15 protein-coding genes, 2 tRNA genes and 2 pseudogenes are annotated in these 16847 nt (G+C 43.8%); 15 read left to right on the top strand and 4 right to left on the bottom strand.

The window, feature by feature from the left end; translation table 11 throughout:
* The first annotated feature begins 60 nt into the window (after positions 1 to 60).
* From KOD92_RS02390 to KOD92_RS27640, 13 genes and pseudogenes are all read left to right on the top strand, one after another.
* Positions 61 to 1569: a glutamate synthase subunit beta gene (locus KOD92_RS02390; RefSeq protein ID WP_215231915.1), complete on the top strand. Its 1509-nt coding sequence runs from the start codon at positions 61 to 63 to the stop codon at positions 1567 to 1569.
* Positions 1570 to 1698: 129 nt separating this feature from the next.
* Entirely contained in the window at positions 1699 to 2322 is a 624-nt protein-coding gene (locus KOD92_RS02395; protein ID WP_215231916.1) for a polysaccharide deacetylase family protein, read from the top strand.
* Positions 2322 to 3335 carry a glycosyltransferase gene (locus KOD92_RS02400; protein ID WP_215231917.1) on the top strand — a complete coding sequence of 338 codons (1014 nt, stop codon included), beginning with the start codon at positions 2322 to 2324 and terminating at the stop codon, positions 3333 to 3335. The genes KOD92_RS02395 and KOD92_RS02400 overlap by 1 nt, the downstream gene beginning before the upstream one ends.
* Positions 3336 to 3553: 218 nt before the next feature.
* Positions 3554 to 4315, top strand: coding sequence for a TatD family hydrolase (locus tag KOD92_RS02405; RefSeq protein WP_215231918.1), 762 nt, complete (start codon positions 3554 to 3556; stop codon positions 4313 to 4315).
* A 5-nt stretch (positions 4316 to 4320) separates the two neighbouring features.
* Positions 4321 to 5394 (top strand): asparaginase, encoded by a 1074-nt coding sequence (locus KOD92_RS02410; protein ID WP_215231919.1) that lies wholly within the window; start codon positions 4321 to 4323, stop codon positions 5392 to 5394.
* A 61-nt stretch (positions 5395 to 5455) separates the two neighbouring features.
* Positions 5456 to 5556: transfer RNA gene (locus tag KOD92_RS02415), tRNA-Ser, on the top strand.
* A 26-nt stretch (positions 5557 to 5582) separates the two neighbouring features.
* Positions 5583 to 5669: transfer RNA gene (locus KOD92_RS02420), tRNA-Ser, on the top strand.
* A gap of 59 nt (positions 5670 to 5728) precedes the next feature.
* Entirely contained in the window at positions 5729 to 5929 is a 201-nt protein-coding gene (locus KOD92_RS02425) for a hypothetical protein (protein WP_215231920.1), read from the top strand.
* 467 nt (positions 5930 to 6396) lie between these two features.
* Positions 6397 to 6822, top strand: a complete 426-nt coding sequence (locus tag KOD92_RS02430; protein ID WP_215231921.1) for a YybH family protein — start codon at positions 6397 to 6399, stop codon at positions 6820 to 6822.
* A gap of 96 nt (positions 6823 to 6918) precedes the next feature.
* Positions 6919 to 7431 (top strand): VOC family protein, encoded by a 513-nt coding sequence (locus tag KOD92_RS02435; protein ID WP_215231922.1) that lies wholly within the window; start codon positions 6919 to 6921, stop codon positions 7429 to 7431.
* A gap of 273 nt (positions 7432 to 7704) precedes the next feature.
* Complete coding sequence (locus tag KOD92_RS02440; RefSeq protein ID WP_229254489.1) at positions 7705 to 8163, top strand: DUF1569 domain-containing protein; 459 nt, start codon at positions 7705 to 7707, stop codon at positions 8161 to 8163.
* Positions 8164 to 8472: pseudogene (locus tag KOD92_RS02445) on the top strand (XRE family transcriptional regulator); the annotation flags it as partial.
* 671 nt (positions 8473 to 9143) lie between these two features.
* Positions 9144 to 9245, top strand: a pseudogene (locus KOD92_RS27640) (XRE family transcriptional regulator); the annotation flags it as partial.
* Positions 9246 to 9486: 241 nt separating this feature from the next.
* On the opposite strand, the gene KOD92_RS02450 reads toward KOD92_RS27640, so the two are convergent.
* The 3 genes from KOD92_RS02450 to KOD92_RS02460 all read right to left on the bottom strand — a co-directional run bounded on the left by KOD92_RS02450 (position 9487) and on the right by KOD92_RS02460 (position 13873).
* Positions 9487 to 10779, bottom strand: a complete 1293-nt coding sequence (locus tag KOD92_RS02450; RefSeq protein ID WP_215231923.1) for a T9SS type A sorting domain-containing protein — start codon at positions 10777 to 10779, stop codon at positions 9487 to 9489.
* 104 nt (positions 10780 to 10883) lie between these two features.
* On the bottom strand, positions 10884 to 12092 hold the full coding sequence (locus KOD92_RS02455) for a serine hydrolase (RefSeq protein ID WP_215231924.1): 1209 nt from the start codon (positions 12090 to 12092) through the stop codon (positions 10884 to 10886).
* A gap of 236 nt (positions 12093 to 12328) precedes the next feature.
* Positions 12329 to 13873 (bottom strand): tail fiber domain-containing protein, encoded by a 1545-nt coding sequence (locus tag KOD92_RS02460; RefSeq protein WP_215231925.1) that lies wholly within the window; start codon positions 13871 to 13873, stop codon positions 12329 to 12331.
* Between the two features lie 455 nt (positions 13874 to 14328).
* Between KOD92_RS02460 and KOD92_RS02465 the strand changes: the two genes are divergently transcribed.
* Positions 14329 to 15456, top strand: a complete 1128-nt coding sequence (locus tag KOD92_RS02465) for a PQQ-binding-like beta-propeller repeat protein (RefSeq protein WP_215231926.1) — start codon at positions 14329 to 14331, stop codon at positions 15454 to 15456.
* A 24-nt stretch (positions 15457 to 15480) separates the two neighbouring features.
* On the opposite strand, the gene KOD92_RS02470 is transcribed toward KOD92_RS02465, so the two are convergent.
* Entirely contained in the window at positions 15481 to 15873 is a 393-nt protein-coding gene (locus KOD92_RS02470) for a hypothetical protein (protein ID WP_215231927.1), read from the bottom strand.
* Positions 15874 to 16130: 257 nt separating this feature from the next.
* On the opposite strand from KOD92_RS02470, the gene KOD92_RS02475 reads away from it, so the two are divergent.
* The gene (locus KOD92_RS02475) at positions 16131 to 16847 is read left to right on the top strand and encodes an SDR family NAD(P)-dependent oxidoreductase (RefSeq protein WP_215231928.1); all 717 of its coding nucleotides are present in this window, start codon (positions 16131 to 16133) and stop codon (positions 16845 to 16847) included.

The following is a 16847-nucleotide window of genomic DNA, read 5'->3' on the forward strand; positions in this document are numbered from 1 at the left end:
CAATGTATTCTCTATCAGTTAGTTAATCTATTCGAATAACGATTTAATAAGAAGTTAATAATGGGAAAACCAACCGGATTTTTAGAGTTTGAACGGGAATTGCCTAAGAAGAGAAGTGTGGATGAGCGCTTGAAAGATTACAGCGAGATTGAAACGGCACCTACTGACTCTCATTCCAAACAGCAGGCAGCGCGCTGCATGGATTGCGGCATTCCTTTTTGCCACAATGGCTGCCCTCTTGGAAATATAATCCCGGAATTCAACGACGCGGTTTACGACGAAAACTGGGCATTGGCCTACGAAATTCTGGCTTCTACCAACAATTTTCCTGAGTTTACCGGCCGCATTTGTCCTGCACCTTGCGAAGCTTCCTGCGTTTTGGGGATCAACAAGCCGCCGGTTGCAATCGAATATATTGAGAAGGCAATTATTGAAAAAGCGTTTGAACTGGGACTTGTTGTACCAAAACCACCTAAAACCCGCACGGGTAAAAAAGTGGCGGTAGTAGGTTCAGGACCAGCGGGATTGGCAGCTGCATACCAGCTCAATCAGGCAGGCCACTCGGTAGTTTTGCTGGAAAGAGCAGATCAGATCGGCGGGCTTGTTCGCTATGGTATCCCCGATTTCAAATTGGCTAAGTCCGTGATCGACCGCCGTTTGGCAGTTATGGAAGCAGAAGGTGTGGAATTCCGTACTAATGTAAATGTGGGTGTGGATATAACCGCCGACGAGCTGACGAACGAATACGACGCGGTTGTACTGACAATGGGTTCCACGGTTCCGAGGGACGTAAAAATCCAGGGCCGGCAATTGAAAGGTGTTCACTTCGCGATGGAATTTTTGAGCCAGCAAAACAAAAGAGTAGCTGGTATCAATCCAGAAGTTGACCACCGCGGAGCAGCTTATGTTAATGGACAAATCATTGCAAAAGATAAAAATGTAGTGGTAATAGGTGGTGGCGATACTGGTTCTGACTGTGTGGGAACATCCGGCCGTCACGGAGCTGCTTCTGTCACCCAGATCGAATTAATGCCTATTCCGCCGAAAGAACGGGATTCGAGCACGCCCTGGCCAAACTGGCCAATGATGCTGCGGACTTCCACTTCGCACGAAGAAGGCTGCGACAGACACTGGTCGATCAATACCAAAGAATTTGTAGGCGACGAAAACGGTAATCTGAAAGCATTGAAGATCGTTGACCTCGACTGGCAGAAAGATCCGGAAACCGGCCGTATGCAAATGGCGGAGGTTCCTGGCAGCGAAAGGAATATCCCTTGCGAACTGGCATTCCTGGCAGCAGGTTTTCTTCACCCGCAACAGGAAGGTTTACTAAACGACCTGGAACTTGAATTTGACGAAAGAGGAAATATCAAAACCAATGGATATCAGTCTACCAGTAACGAAAAAGTGTTTGCAGCAGGTGACTGCCGCCGCGGACAATCGCTCGTGGTTTGGGCGATCAGCGAAGGTCGTGAGGCTGCAAGATCGGTGGATGAATTTTTAATGGGACAATCTTTCCTGGAAGCAAAAGCGGTATCTATGTTCAACCCGATATTCGCGCATGCATAACCTCAGGCTAGTTTTTTGACCTGAATTAATATTATTTTTGATGAGAAAGCTGCTCGTATCGGGCAGCTTCTTATTTTTTGAGCCTCTATATTTAGCAAAATATTTAAAGTCCGCACCGAATCGCAGTTCATGTTTTTACACCACTCCCCTTTCTGGCTCAGAGCATTTTTTCCTGGCTTTACCTGGCGAATTCCCACCAATGAGAAGAAACTTTTCATCACCTTCGACGATGGCCCAATCCCGGATATAACAGAATTTGTGCTTGAAACTTTGAAGGATTTCAATGCAAAAGCAACGTTTTTTTGCATTGGAGATAATGTCCGGAAACATCCCGATATTTTTCACAAAGTTTTAAAATCTGGACATTCCGTTGGTAATCACACCTTTAACCACATGAATGGCTGGAAAACGGAAGATGAGATTTATTTAGATAATATAAAAAAATGCGACGGGCAGCTAAACCTGCAAACTGTACTTTTTCGGCCGCCTTACGGAAGGATCAAGAAAACACAATCAAAAAAAGTGCTTGAGAACAGGCAGATCATGATGTGGGATGTGCTGAGCGGAGATTTCTCAACGGAGCTTTCGCCTGAAAAATGTTTAAAAAAGAGCATTCAATATTCTCGAAATGGCTCGATTGTTTTGTTCCACGACAGCCTCAAAGCTTCAAAGAATATGCAATACACACTTCCAAGATACCTGGCACATTTTTCTCAAAAGGGTTATACTTTTGAGTCCTTACCCATGCAATAATGCTATCCATGCCAAGCCCCGACAATCCGGTCCGAATAAGCATATTGGTAGCGGCGCGCAATGAAGAGCAGAATATTGAAAGATGCCTTCGTTCGCTCGACTTGCTTGATTTCCCCAAAGAACAGCTCGAAATCATCATTGGCGACGATGATTCGGAAGACAATACCGCTTGGATTACACAGCAATTCAGTGCTGGAAAACCAGAATTTAAATACGTAAAAATCACCAGTCGCATTTCAGGATTGAAGGGAAAGGCCAATGTACTCGCACAGCTTGCACACATAGCGCGGGGTGAATATTTCTTTTACTGTGACGCGGATATAGAAGTGCAGCCAGGCTGGGCATCGCAAATGCTTTCGCATTTCAAGCAGAAAACCGGCGTGGTTGTGGGTGTGACGAGAATGAAGAAGAACAGACATTTACTGGCAGATATGCTTTCGATGGAATGGCTGTTCGCATTGACAGCAATGCGTTTTTTCTCGCATTTCAAGATCCCGATCACGGGAATGGGGAATAATATGGCGGTGACGCGGGAAGCGTATTTCAAGATTGGCGGCTATGAAAAGATCGGATTTTCAATTGTTGAAGATTACGCCCTTTTTATGGGAATAGTGCGCGGCGGTTTTGATTTTGAAATGGCCTACAAAACAGAAGTGATCAGTATCTCGGAACCTGTAAATACATTTCCTGAGCTATTGAGGCAGCGGAAAAGATGGATGCACGGGGTGATGGAATCTTACTGGGTAACTCGGCTGAGCCTTTTCGTATCGTCGCTCATCGTGCCTATCTTGTTTCTGTTGTCGATCTGGTTCCCTATTAATCCCGTCAGCAGTATTGTTCAATATTATGTATTAGTAACTGCTATTTCCCTGACGGCCGTTGTATTATTAAAACAACCAGACCTCTGGAAAGCCGCCCTGCTTTTCTGGTTTTATATGGTCAGTATCGGTTTAATTATGCTGGTAAATTACTATTTGCCAAGCAGAACGGTCTGGAAAGGCAGGGAGTATTGACCCAAAGTTATAGAAGGGCCTTTTTAATACAACCCTAAATCCCTGAAGGGACTTTTTTGATTTAACCCTAAATCCCTGAAGGGACTTTTTGATTTAAACCCTAAATCCCTAAAGGGACTTTCTAATTTAGACATTCAATCATTCAATCATTCATTCATTCATTCATTCATTCATTCATTCATTCATTCAATCATTCAATCATTCAATCATTCCCTCTCATGATCGAAACGCACGCACATATATATAGCGACGATTACGCGGACGACCGCCAAGAAATGCTGACCCGCGCCTGGAATGCAGGTGTGGAGCAAATTTGGATGCCGAATTGCGATTCTGGAACGATTGCCGGGATGATGGAACTGGCGGCTGCTTATCCGGAAAAATGTCTGCCGATGATCGGCCTTCACCCTACTTATGTGAAAGAAGATTTTGAGAAAGAGCTGCAAATTATGGAAGAGTGGCTTGACAAATATCCTTTTATTGCGGTTGGAGAAATTGGCATGGACCTGTTTTGGGACGTTACCTATAAAGAGCAGCAGGCGGAGGCATTTTTGTATCAATGCAAACTGGCGCGCAAACACAATCTTTGGATTGATATTCACAGCCGGAATGCGTTTCAGGAAACCGTCGGTTTAATTGAGCAGTTTGCAGATCCTGGGCTGAAAGGTATCTTTCATTGCTTCACAGGTACACTGGAAGAAGCGAATCGGGCGATCGAACTGGGTTTTAAACTGGGTATCGGGGGGGTCGCAACTTTCAAGAACGGCGGACTAGATAAGGTTATTCCTTATGTCGATCTGGAATATCTTGTATTGGAAACCGATGCACCTTACCTCGCACCAGTTCCCTATCGCGGCAAACGCAATGAAGTCTCTTATATTGAAATCGTTGCACAGCGCGTGGCTGACTTAAAACAAATATCAAAACAGGAAGTGATCGACGTTACTACCGAGTCGGCGCGTAAGTTGCTACAAATCTAACAAGCATGAATTATTCTAAAATCAACATCAATCCCATTTCGCCTGAACCGACTTCGGGTTCTGTGCTGGTGATCTATACCGGTGGAACTTTGGGAATGGTTTATGAGGCAAAAGGCAGGCAACTTGTTCCGTTTAATTTTGAGCAAATCATTGAAAGAGTGCCTGAAATCGGCCGGTTTGACTTTGCTATTACTTTCCTTTCACTCGCTGAGCCCATCGATTCGTCAAATATGAATCCTCAGATATGGCTTGAATTGGCGGAGATTATCGGTTCGCATTACGATCAGTTTGACAGTTTTGTGATCCTCCATGGGACTGACACGATGGCTTATACTGCCTCTGCATTAAGTTATTTGCTGGAAAACCTGAATAAACCCGTGATTCTCACCGGCGCGCAGTTGCCGATTGGTGTGGCACGGTCGGATGCGAGGGAAAATGTGATCACGGCGCTGGAACTGGCGGCGGCCAAAAATGAGGAAGGTAACCCGATCATCAGCGAAGTATGCATTTACTTCAATTCCGTTTTACTTCGCGGAAACCGTTCCAAGAAGAAAGAAAGTTCGGATTTTAATGCATTTCACTCTGAAAATTACCCCGCGCTGGCCACGGCCGGAGTTCGCATTGAATATAATTTGCCTTATATCAAAACCTTTGACCGGGACAGTCAACTGGTTGTACATAAGTCATTTAACACGCAAGTCGCATTCTTGAAAATGTTTCCTGGCATTAGTGCGGAAGTAGTAAAGGCTGTGATGAATATCCCGAATCTGCGCGGCATCGTGCTGGAAACTTTCGGCGCCGGTAATGCCACTACCGACACCTGGTTTTTGGATGCGATCAGCGATGCGATCCAGCGGGGAATCGTGATTTTTAACGTATCCCAATGCGACGGTGGCCGCGTGGCGCAGGGACATTACGAAACCAGCAGGTATATGCAGCAAGCCGGCGTAGTAAGCGGCTCGGACATCACGGCCGAAGCCGCGATAACAAAAATGATGTATGTTTTCGGCCAGGAAAGCGACCATCTCAAATGCACAAAAATGCTCGGGAAACCAATACGGGGAGAAATGAGCATTTGATTTGATGCCGGATTTGCATTACAAACCAGCTTTACTATCTTTGCACCCTCAATAACCACACAGAGAGGTGTCCGAGTGGTTGAAGGAGCTACCCTGGAAAGGTAGTATGTGGGTAACTGCATCGAGAGCGGCCGCCGCGCGGTTCGAATCTCTTCCTCTCTGCAATGTGTTGGGAATACGTTTAAAATAGAGAGGTGCCCGAGCGGTTGAAGGGGCCACCCTGGAAAGGTGGTATGTGGGTAACTGCATCGTGAGTTCGAATCTCATCCTCTCTGCAAATCCTGTAAGTGATGAACTTACAGGATTTTACTTTTTAACCCTGGAAAGGTAATATGTGGGTAACTGCATCGAGAGCGGCCGCCGCGCGGTTCGAATCTCTTCCTCTCTGCATCGCGCTGGTTTTCAGATGAAAATCGGCGCTTTTTTTGTACCCGAGCGGTTGAAGGAGCTACCCTGGAAAGGTAGTATGTGGGTAACTGCATCGAGAGCGGCCGCCGCGCGGTTCGAATCTCATTCTCTCTGCAAGTCAGAATAACAAAAAGCATCAAAAGCCTGTAAATCAAACATTTACAGGCTTTTTTGTTTTTCAGATTGAACCAAATTTTGCAAATATTCGCAATGTCTAGGTGAGCATCGGGTGAGCGTTTTCACATAACTGAAAATTTGCTCACCTAAATTGCTCTAACGATCTAAATAACAACCTGTTCATCAGCTAAACATCTTGATTTTTTGGAAGCATCGGTAGAAGCCAGATTCTCTTGAAGAGCTAAGTGTTGATAAATTGATGCATAATCTCAATTGGATTGGCACGACGGTTCGGCATGATAATATGGGGATGACCTACTAAGAACTTATCTGGGATCACTGAAACAATACTAATAGCCTTTATCATATACGGTTTTTATCGTTCATAGTAAGAAGCAGAAACTTAAATAGTTGCTAGAATTAAGGCACAGAATTTTTAATTACTAATCGAATTCCTTTTACACATACAATAATATTATGTCCAGCGAAGAGCAAATTGAAGATCTGATCCGACAACAGGAAGCGGCAGTACAACGTAAAGATATTGATGGCGCAATGGTCAATTATGCGAATGATGTAGTTTCATTCGATGTGGTTGATAATTTGCAAAAGGTTGGCGTAGCAGCATGCCGGCAACGTCTGGAAAATTGGCTTTCTCAATTCCCAGGTCCGTTTTCATACAACATAGAGCGACTTTCGATCACTACTAATGAAGATCTTGGATTTTGTCATTCATTTAATCATGTAAAAGGATTGCTGGAAAACGGTGAAGAAATTGATATGCGCTGGCGTGCCACAATTTGCTTCGAGCGAAAAAATGATAAATGGTTTATTATCCACGAACATAGCTCGGTACCATTTGATCCGAAAACTGGCAAGGCATTAATAAAGTTAGACGAATAATTAGTTAATGTTTAGCTGTCTGTTGTCTCATACCACCGCAATTGTCAATGCCGCAATTGGCAGTTTTGTCAACCATCAATTAAACAAATTACTGACATGGAAGGCATCAAAGATATCACCTCAAAACTTGAACTCGCCCAGATTTGCTGGGTAGTTAAAGACATTCACGCGGCTACGGATTTCTTTTCTAAAAGCCTCGGTATCCCCGCGTTTCCTGCACCTGAGCTAGTTCGCGCGCAGGACCTGGGCATGACTTACCAGGGCGAGATAGTTGCCGCAGAATGGCTCACCACGCAGGCTTACAATGGTGTCACGTTCGTAGAACTCGTTCAGCCTTTATCAGGGCAAAGCATGTTTCATGATTATTTGGATCGATATCCAGGAGGTGGAGCGCAGCATTTTGCATACAGGCTTTCGGTCAGCGATTTTGAAGAGGTCGTCGAGAAACTTCGTACAGAGGGATATTCAATCATAAGTGAAGTGGATCACCCGATCGCGCGAATGGTGTTTTTCGATACTTATGAAACCATTGGCGCAGTTACTGAAATCATGGGAATTACGCCGGAAGGATGGAATGCTGTTGAACAAATGAAAAAAGGAAATGGCTAGAAAACTTTCGAGCCGACTTCAAGAGAAACTTTCTTCAAAAGCGGCCAACATCCTGTAACAGATTAATAGTAAAACCAAACTGGGAGACCTACGGAAAATTGCCAAGGATATTAAGAAAGATCATGAGCTAGCACTTGAACTATGGTCAACTGGTAGATTTTTGCCCAGACAACTTGCCATTTTAATAGTGATTGAAAGCAACAAAAGGAATTTATAGTTATTTTCCTCAAAAAGTTGCAATTCACAGCGCTAGCCGATCAAGTATTTGTTCTTATGATTAAAAACATATTCTCACCCGATGTTACCGCTGAGCTTATCGGCCGGATTGATACGCTGAATCAGAATTCCCAGCCTCTTTGGGGAAAGATGAATGTGGCCCAAATGCTGGCTCACTGCTGTGTCAGTTACGAACTTATCTATGAGATGGAAAAGTTTGAAAAGCCGGGCAAGTTTATGAAATTCATTATTAAGCTGCTTGCCAAGCCCCAGGTAGTTGGCGAAAAGCCTTATCCAAAAAATGGCAGGACAGCTCCTGTGTTTTTGATCACAGATGTCAGAGAATTTGAAATTGAAAAAGACAGGCTTATAGCATATCTGAATAAAACTCAGCAACTAGGCGAATCCTATTTCGATTGGCGGGAATCACTATCATTTGGGAAACTCAGTATTCAAGAATGGAATAACCTGTTCTACAAGCACCTGGATCATCATTTACGCCAATTCGGTGTTTGAAACCAGCAGAAGATCTGTTTGCTCGAACAGAAGGAAAAGATTGATTCGGATATTTTGGAGCAGGTTGCGGCGATTCTCAAAATACCGACGGAGGCGATTCGGAATTTTGATGAGGAACAGGCTATCAATGTAATCTGCAATACATTTCAGAATCAGGCATTTTTCGGAAATTCATTTGGCACATACCATAATAATCCGATTGATAAACTAATGCAACTTAATGAGGAGAAGATTGCTTTGTATGAGCGAATGTTGAGAGAGAAGGATGAGATGATGGGGCGGTTGGAGCGGTTGATTGGGGGGAGGTAAATAGGTAAACTGCAAAGCTCCAGAGGAGCTCCCTGTTTCTAGAAAAATCAATGATAATAAATTTGTCAGGCCCCAGCGGGGCCTCCTGTGAATTCGCGATTAATTAGGAGGCCCCGCTGGGGCCTTTCATGTTTATTTGTTTTTACCTTTCTATAAACAGGGAGCCGCTCTGCGGCTAGACGGAATTCGAGAAGGTAAGGCGGTGAATTGTTTGAATCCTTTGCAATGAAATACAATTGGTAACTCTTTCACTTACGGTACAATTCACTTACATCCCTTAATTAGATTGTTCAACTTTATGCGAAGATTGATTTGTGTAAGCGGATGTTGAGGGAGAAGGATGAGATGATGGGGCGGTTGGAGCGTTTGATTGGGGGGGGGTAAATAGGTAAACTGCAAAGCTCCTGAGGAGCAACCTGTTTCTAGAATCAATGATATTAATTTGTCAGGCCCCAGCGGGGCCTCCTGTGAATTCGTGATTAATTAGGAGGCCCCGCTGGGGCCTTTCATGTTTATTTGTTTTTACCTTTCTATTAACAGGGAGCCGCTCTGCGGCTAGATGGAATTCGAGAAGGTAAGGGGGTGAATTGTTTGAATCCTTTGCAATGAAATACAATTGGTAACTCTTTCACTTACGGTACAATTCACTTACATCCCATAATAATATTGTTCAACTTTATGCGAAGAAGATTGCTTTGTATGAGCGGATGTTGAAAGAGAAGGATGAGATGATGGGGCGGTTGGAGCGGTTGATTGGGGGGGTAAATAGGTAAACTGCAAAGCTCCGGAGGAGCAACCTGTTTCTAGAATAAATCAATGATAATAATTTGTCAGGCCTCAGCGGGGCCTCCTGTGAATTCGTGATTAATTAGGAGGCCCCGCTGGGGCCTTTCATATTTATTTGTTTTTACTTTTCTATAAACAGGGAGCCGCTCTGCGGCTAGACGGAAGTCGAAATACCCCAATTAGCCAGCTTCGAACTTGTAACAAAAGCGCGCCGAAAGTGACAAAATATTAATGATTGATGACGACCTTTTCTGTTTTAGAATGACCGTTCTTCATAAGTACTGTTACCAGGTAGATGCCGTTATTGAATTTAGTGACATCAATTTTTCCCGATGAAACGTTCTCTGATTGATATACCTGCTTTCCTGCGACATTGTGAATGGCGACCTGCTGCATTTTCTGAAATTCCACATCTTTGAAATGAAGTACGTCTGAAACTGGGTTTGGATACAGGGTCAAAAAGTTGTCTGCGGCTCCGATTTGCACGCTTTGGATCTTGCTGTATGCGAAAGTTTCATCGTTATCAACCATTTTCAGCCGGTAGTAATTGACTCTCGGCAACGGCGCTACATCCGAAAAAAAATATGTAAGAAGTGCCTTGCTTTCTCCGACAGCATTTTCTCTGCCGATCACCTTCCAATTTACCGCGTCAGAGCTCCGCTCGATCTGAAAATAATCTGCATTGGTTTCCTCCGAAGTCCCCCAGTTCAGGCCAACCTGACCAGCTTCTTCCTTGGCCGTAAAACTGATCAGCGTCACCGGCATTGGGCTGCCTGAGACGGAACCAACTGTGATCGCGCTATACTCGGACATTGTGCTGGTTGTCAATGTGCCTGTCACAATGGCCCCTTCCGTATTGGTGGCAGGTGCAACATCGCCGCTTAGGTTTACCCAAGCTTCCGCTTTTGTGTTCCACCCTACGAGGCGAATGTTTGCAGGCGCGTACCCTTCTATTTTCGAATGATCGGCAATAGAAACCTCAATGCGGATCTCCGATTCCTGGTCTGAATCAGTCAGGGGTACCCAGTCCCAAAAACCGCTGTCAGATACGGATGTGAGCTTAGTGACCCCCGTAACGCCTTCTTCGCTCATTGAATTAATATCGTGAGCACCACCAGTCGGATCAAGCTCTTTGCCAGGACTTCCCTCCCAGTAGGCCACTGCCAGCTTGATTGAGGAAGGTTTTTCCATTGAAATAGTCAAGGACCTCAGATCATTACCCTCCTGGCTGCCAACTGGAAATGTAAATGCCTCGCTGCCAATTTTGGTCACATATCCATTTACGTAACCTGCATCTGTTGTTTCATCCGTATACGCACCATCGGTGAATAACACTGAGCTGGACGCGTGATTACTGCGGGGAGTAATGATGTGAGCAGCAAGAGTCATTGGATTGGAATGTACCCGCAGGTTGCCCCCAGGAAAGCACTGGACTGTGCTGTACACTTTCCCCTTTACCTGTGCAAACGTCAATGTGGCGCTGCACAAAAAGGATAATAGCATGTAGAATTTGTTTTTCATCTCTATTTTTTGCGGTTAAGCCAGAAAAGGCTTCTATCGAAACCAACTGGCGAAGTGATAATGATATCTTAGCCAGCGGTTTCGATAAAAATTAATTTATTTAGTTATTTCAATGAATCCTCGAACAATTGAGCAATAACAGTTGGTTTCTCAGCAAAATCACTTTGGGGAGAGTTTGCAAATACAGATACTTGAACATTCCCAAAATCCATAATAATATTTTCGCAGTTATAACCAAGTCCAGTTTTATAATAGTACAGACCCTTCGTACCTTTAAGTACCCCGTCAAAACCGAGAAGTTTACTTTTCATTGCTAAAAAATCAGTAGCGTTTATAATCTTATTTTGATTAACAGCAGACTGAATCTTAGCGAAATCTGATGCACTCAAATATAATCCCGTTGCACCACAACTTGTTGTTACAATGGCTTTATCAATCCCAGGCGCGTCCCCTAGTTTCTCCGGATATCCCTGGGTTGAAAGACTCGCAGCAATAGGGCCATTTTTATCCCATGCCTGCCAATCAATTACATCAGAGTTAGCAAGTCCGGCAGGAAGAAACACATTATTCCGAACAAGATTACGAAAATGAATACCACAAGCAGACAAGATCGCCACGTCCGAATTATGCTGTGAGAGGTTATTGAACTTACTTGCATCGCCCTGCTTTTTCAGCTCAACTGCCTCAACATAAGGAGCAATAACACCGAGCAAAATATAATTAATATCATTGTTCCTCCGGTCACCTGATATGAAGACACTCTCAGTTAGTTGGCCTTCAACAGTTTTCCTAACATTACCATAATTAATTAAGCCTGTTCTATGAGCAAGCAGTCTTTCAAAATTCAATTCTTTAAATTGCTTACTTGGTACCCAGCCCTTTGGAAGGTACAGCGATACTTTGGTTTTTAATGAAAGGTTGTACTTCTTAAGGACCCGAAGTACTGCAAGCGCAGTAACATATTGTGTAGTTGCATTCGTTTCCTGTGACCTAACGGCACTATGCTTTGCAAAGCCTGTGCCTTCGCTGTGTTTTCTTGCAAATCCATCGCCACCATTTGACATAAAAGATTCTTCGCCATTAACGAATATTGAATAGCCGAAACCAACATTTCCTAAATAATCTTCAATTCGCTCCGCGAAGATATCTACATCAAGCTTTGTGGGAATAACAAGCTTCGCATTGCTATCGTCGCCGACATTCTGTTCTACAAGACTTTCTTGTAAGATTTGATCTTCTTTACAAGAAGTTGCAAATAATACTGTGCAAAAAATAAGGCATGCGCCCGCTGATTTCAAAAATTTAATTTTCATTTCTTTTAAGAATTTGTGTTAATATTTTTAATCGAAGTGCTCTTACACTTGGTAGAACAAAGGTATAGTGTACGACAAATCTGAACTTTTAACGTATGTAAATAAATATAAAAAAGTATAAAACCGCGTGAACAAATAACACCCGCTTTTAATTGATCTTATTTAAACAATATGTAATAAAATATAAAAAAAAAAGCATGGCCGAATTCGACCATGCCAACAAATAACTGAACCTGTTATTTTGAAATTCTTGCACGACCGACCGTCTTATTTATTTGCAATAGCTCCTTAATTTCATTTATTTCATTTTCCTGTGCATTCAGTTTTGCTGTCTGCGTATTTAACAAATCAGAATGCGTGGCACGTTCAGATAATAACTTCTCAATCTGGCTTTGCTGTTCCTGAATAGCTTTCGTTAAAATTGGAATAAGGGAATTGTAATCCAGCGCCAGCGTTTTATCCGCATCCTTGCCTTCGCGAACCAGCTGCGGCAGTATTTTCTGAACCTCCTGTGCTATAAAACCGATTTCTGATTTATTATAAATACTGTCCGCAATAGTCGCTTTTTTCTCGTAGCTCACCGGCTTTAATTTGGAAACAATCCCCAGCCCATTTTTTAATGACTGGATGTTGCGTTTCAAGCGGGCATCTGAGGTTAAACTGGTGCCACTGTTTCGTACCTCGCCAGATGCATTTATGTCGCCGAGTACATCCAGCTCATAATTAGGATTAGTTCTATTGATCCCTACATATCCGCTACTGTTCAAAATAGTAATTGCATCTTTTAAATTCTGCCCTCTAACTCTAAACAAGAGCGCCCCCGCTGTACCAATATCATTGCTATACAATATTCTGGCGTTATAGGCTCCATTGTAATTGTCCTTGAAATCAACGTACCCGTTGTCTTCTTGATTCTGAGCGCCAAACAAAGTTATGCCTCCATTTCTAAGTATAACGGCCTGGGTACTCTCAATAACATCGGAGTTTACTTGATAAATAGGCCCATTTACGCGAAAACTAACTTGCGAAACATCAGGCATTCCCGGCGTACCTATTCCTACCGAGCCACCAGGAGTGATTCGCATCCGCTCAGTTGGCACATTATCGCTTCCTGTTGTGCGGAAGATCAATGGATGCTGTGTAGTCGTTTGGATGCCGGTCACTGCATTATTTTCAGGATGAGCATTTGGATTAATGTTGGCATTATATTCTGCGAACAAGCTGGTGGCAGCAGCTTGTGCCGTGCCGTGGCCTGCCACTGTCGTCGTGCGGACCGATTCGCCAGCTACAACAGTATTGCTCCTCACAGTAACTTCTTGGCTACCAGCTCCGCCATGATAAATAGCAGATCCGATATCGGCAGGATCCGATGGCGTGGCGTTGTTGCTGGTTTTCAGCCAGTCAAAGTCACTGCCCGAGCCGGACTGACCTTTTTTAGAACTGACCCAGCCGCTACCATCCCAGTAATATACCCCGGTACCACCTTCCGCTGCCGGGTAAGAAGTGGATGTAGCTATAACCCCAGCGTTAATGTTATAAACCTGCATTCCCGCAGCAGGCGTACCAGCCAATCCCCACGTGGTAGTATTCGCAAGCGATATCCTTGGAAGCAGTAAACCTTTATCAGAACTTTCTATTTCTAAAACCGATCCTGCATTAATTGTTTGTGGGTTTTCACCTACTTTCACTTGCGCAAAAGCACAATGGTTTCCGAGAAAAACAGCTGCGCCAAGTGTACATGCGGAGAGCAGGATTTTGTGTTGTTTTGGTAAAATGTTCATATTTAATTTAAGTTTAAAAGTCGAGTTTGTAATATTGAGAATCTAAATGGCTAAGTGTGTGGTGGGCCAATTCCTATTGGCATTTTTCAATGCTGCTTCAAAAGATTTACCTAACCCTGTGCTATATACGCTGAGCTATTAATTACATTTTCTCACGAGTTGGAGCGTTGTACTTGATCAGTCCCGTTATTTCTTCTCCTACAATTCCTGATTTTGATAATGCAAAGCTAGACTACCGGTTTGCGCCGTTCTTTAAACACTTATTAACATTTATAAAAAAATATAAAAATCCGGAGATTGTCATTTGTTGATCCTAAATGATGAATCGTCAACTAGTTATCATTTGGATTTATATTGAAGTATTATCCACTTCGCTTATTCTTTAAAAAGAAAACTGTGCTCATTCGCTGTTCCGATAAGCCTAGAATTATATCTAACCGTTCAAGCAAAACTCAATGAAGTCCATCCGCCTACTTAGCCTGTTAGTGATCGTATATAGCTTTACATCATGCCAGAAGAAAAACACCCCCGAACCTGAACCTGAGCCCGATGTAAATGGAACCGTGTACGTAGGTAGCGATGACAAAAATCTATACGCGATTAATGCCACTACTGGCTTGAAAAAATGGGCTTTTGCAACGGATGGAGCTATCTTTTCTAGCCCCTCTTTTGTAAATGGGGTAGTATATGTAGGGAGTTTTGACAAGAAGGTATATGCAGTGAATGCTGCTACCGGGGCGAAAAAATGGGAGTTTGCAACCGGTGGACTTATTTTTTCCAGCCCCTATGTTGTAAATGGGGTGGTTTATATAGGCAGTACTGACCAAAAGCTATATGCACTGGATGCAGCTACGGGTGCTAAAAAATGGGAGTTTGCGGCAGATGCCAGTGTGGATTCGAGTCCTATGGTGGTGAATGGAGTAGTGTATGTGGGAAGTGAAGGCAAGAAGGTATATGCACTTGATGCTGTTACAGGTGCAAAGAAATGGGAGTTTGCAATGAGCGGTACGAGTGCGACGACCCCGACGAGCCCTACATTTGACCATGGGGTGGTCTACGCATGTGACTTTCAAAGAACACTTTTTGCCATTGACGCAGCTACCGGTGCCAAAAAATGGGAATTTAAGACAGAAGCAAGTATTGATTCGAGCCCGACAGTCAAAAACGGTTTGGTGTATATAACCAGCTTTGACTTCAAACTGCGCGCTCTGGATGCGGCCACCGGAATAGAAAAATGGCAATTTGAGATTGGCATTACAGGGATGTCCAGCCCTACCGTCAGCAATGGTTTTGTGTATGTAGGAAGTATCCCTGGTAGATTGTATGCGGTCGACGCGGTCACCGGCCTTAAAAAATGGCAAGTTATTACGGACGACATGAGGCCCGCCATGTACTCAAGCCTAACTGCCGCAGAAGGGAAAATATATGCCTGTACCGGCGAAAAAAAAGTCTATGCGCTTGATGCTATGACCGGTGGCAGCAATTGGGTCTTTCAAACTGAGGGTTTAATTAATTCTTCCCCCTGCGTGGTTACGCCAAGCGGCAATGTATACCACTCTGGGGTAAGCGGCGCACAGGAATAGTTTGCTCCGAGATAATATGGATCGTTACTTTTTCCTGAAATAATAATAAAATAATCGCTCTCCCCTGTCGGCAATAATAACGGAGTTGTAATGATCCCAATTGTTGGCTTCTAGAAGATTCAATACCGCTGATGTTGACTTAAACCGGACCGGCTTTCCCGATGTGTTATCTATAATCCTTTGATCACCAGAATCATTACCAATGCTACCTACCCAGAAACTGCTCTTCTGACCGAAGTCAACATAGACATCTATGTACTTATTAGACATTCTTTCGGCAATCAAAACTTCGATAACCTTAATACTGTCCGATCCATTAATGTCCACCTTCCCAACAAATAGCTGGCCAAATGAGGGCATAGAAGCCAGAACAAAGATGGTCGGTATGAAAAGGCGCTTCACTAGTTTAATGTACATGATGGTCATGATTTTGGAATGGATACTTATTCGAACGCGAATAGAAGTCTTTTCACTGGTTGGAATTTGTAACCTCAAATATACCGGCGATCGGGCTAATTTATATTAAGTTATTGTTACTCTTTAACTTCAATTTCCCGGGAGAACCTGATCAGCTTAGTGGTACGATTATGTTAGATAGATAATGTATTAATATGCATTCGCATTGCATCCGCATTGCATTTGAAAGCGGTAACGGAGTTTAAATATCCAGAACAATGAATTTTAGTGGAAAAAATATACTGGTTGTCGGTGGGAGCTCTGGTATTGGTTTATCGCTTGTTGAAACCTTAAACGAACACAATGCATCGGTGTATGTGATTTCGCGGTCAAAGCCAGCTGATTTTCCCCAAGGTATAGCGCATTTGCAAGCCGATGTGACAGGTGATCTTGAAGCGATCAGCGGTTTTTTGCCGGAACAGTTGCACGGGCTGGTTTACTCAGTCGGCAGCATTAACCTGAAACCATTCAACCGCCTGACAAGCGAAGATTTTTTAAATGATTACCGCCTCAATGTCCTGGGTGCTGCTCAGATTATACAGCATGCCTTGAAGCCACTGAAGAATGCGGCCGGGGCTTCAGTTGTTTTGATAAGTTCTGTCGCGGCTAATACCGGGCTACCTTATCATGCAAGTATATCGGCAGCGAAAGGCGCCGTGCAGGGACTGGCTATCTCGCTGGCTGCTGAACTGGCTGGTCAGAAAATCAGGGTAAATGTAGTGGCGCCCTCACTTACTGACACACCCATGGCGCAGAACCTGCTGAGCTCGCCCGAAAAACGCGATGCGTCTGCTAAAAGGCATCCGCTTGGAAAATATGGGCAGCCAGAGGATATCAGCAAAGCTATTGCATTTTTATTGTCAGACGACAGCAGCTGGGTAACCGGCCAGATCATCGGCGTTGACGGAGGATTGGGCAAACTAAAAACCGCTTAA

The sequence above is a fragment of the Dyadobacter linearis genome, assembly GCF_907165045.1.
GTDB classification, from domain to species: domain Bacteria; phylum Bacteroidota; class Bacteroidia; order Cytophagales; family Spirosomataceae; genus Dyadobacter; species Dyadobacter linearis.

Bases quoted from the DNA above. Each gene is read 5' to 3' on its own strand.
- KOD92_RS02390 (WP_215231915.1), top strand. From the start codon at position 61: ATGGGAAAACCAACCGGATTTTTAGAGTTTGAACGGGAATTGCCTAAG.
- KOD92_RS02395 (WP_215231916.1), top strand. From the start codon at position 1,699: ATGTTTTTACACCACTCCCCTTTCTGGCTCAGAGCATTTTTTCCTGGC.
- KOD92_RS02400 (WP_215231917.1), top strand. From the start codon at position 2,322: ATGCTATCCATGCCAAGCCCCGACAATCCGGTCCGAATAAGCATATTG.
- KOD92_RS02405 (WP_215231918.1), top strand. From the start codon at position 3,554: ATGATCGAAACGCACGCACATATATATAGCGACGATTACGCGGACGAC.
- KOD92_RS02410 (WP_215231919.1), top strand. From the start codon at position 4,321: ATGAATTATTCTAAAATCAACATCAATCCCATTTCGCCTGAACCGACT.
- KOD92_RS02430 (WP_215231921.1), top strand. From the start codon at position 6,397: ATGTCCAGCGAAGAGCAAATTGAAGATCTGATCCGACAACAGGAAGCG.
- KOD92_RS02435 (WP_215231922.1), top strand. From the start codon at position 6,919: ATGGAAGGCATCAAAGATATCACCTCAAAACTTGAACTCGCCCAGATT.
- KOD92_RS02440 (WP_229254489.1), top strand. From the start codon at position 7,705: ATGATTAAAAACATATTCTCACCCGATGTTACCGCTGAGCTTATCGGC.
- KOD92_RS02450 (WP_215231923.1), bottom strand. From the start codon at position 10,779: ATGAAAAACAAATTCTACATGCTATTATCCTTTTTGTGCAGCGCCACA.
- KOD92_RS02455 (WP_215231924.1), bottom strand. From the start codon at position 12,092: ATGAAAATTAAATTTTTGAAATCAGCGGGCGCATGCCTTATTTTTTGC.
- KOD92_RS02460 (WP_215231925.1), bottom strand. From the start codon at position 13,873: ATGAACATTTTACCAAAACAACACAAAATCCTGCTCTCCGCATGTACA.
- KOD92_RS02465 (WP_215231926.1), top strand. From the start codon at position 14,329: ATGAAGTCCATCCGCCTACTTAGCCTGTTAGTGATCGTATATAGCTTT.
- KOD92_RS02470 (WP_215231927.1), bottom strand. From the start codon at position 15,873: ATGTACATTAAACTAGTGAAGCGCCTTTTCATACCGACCATCTTTGTT.
- KOD92_RS02475 (WP_215231928.1), top strand. From the start codon at position 16,131: ATGAATTTTAGTGGAAAAAATATACTGGTTGTCGGTGGGAGCTCTGGT.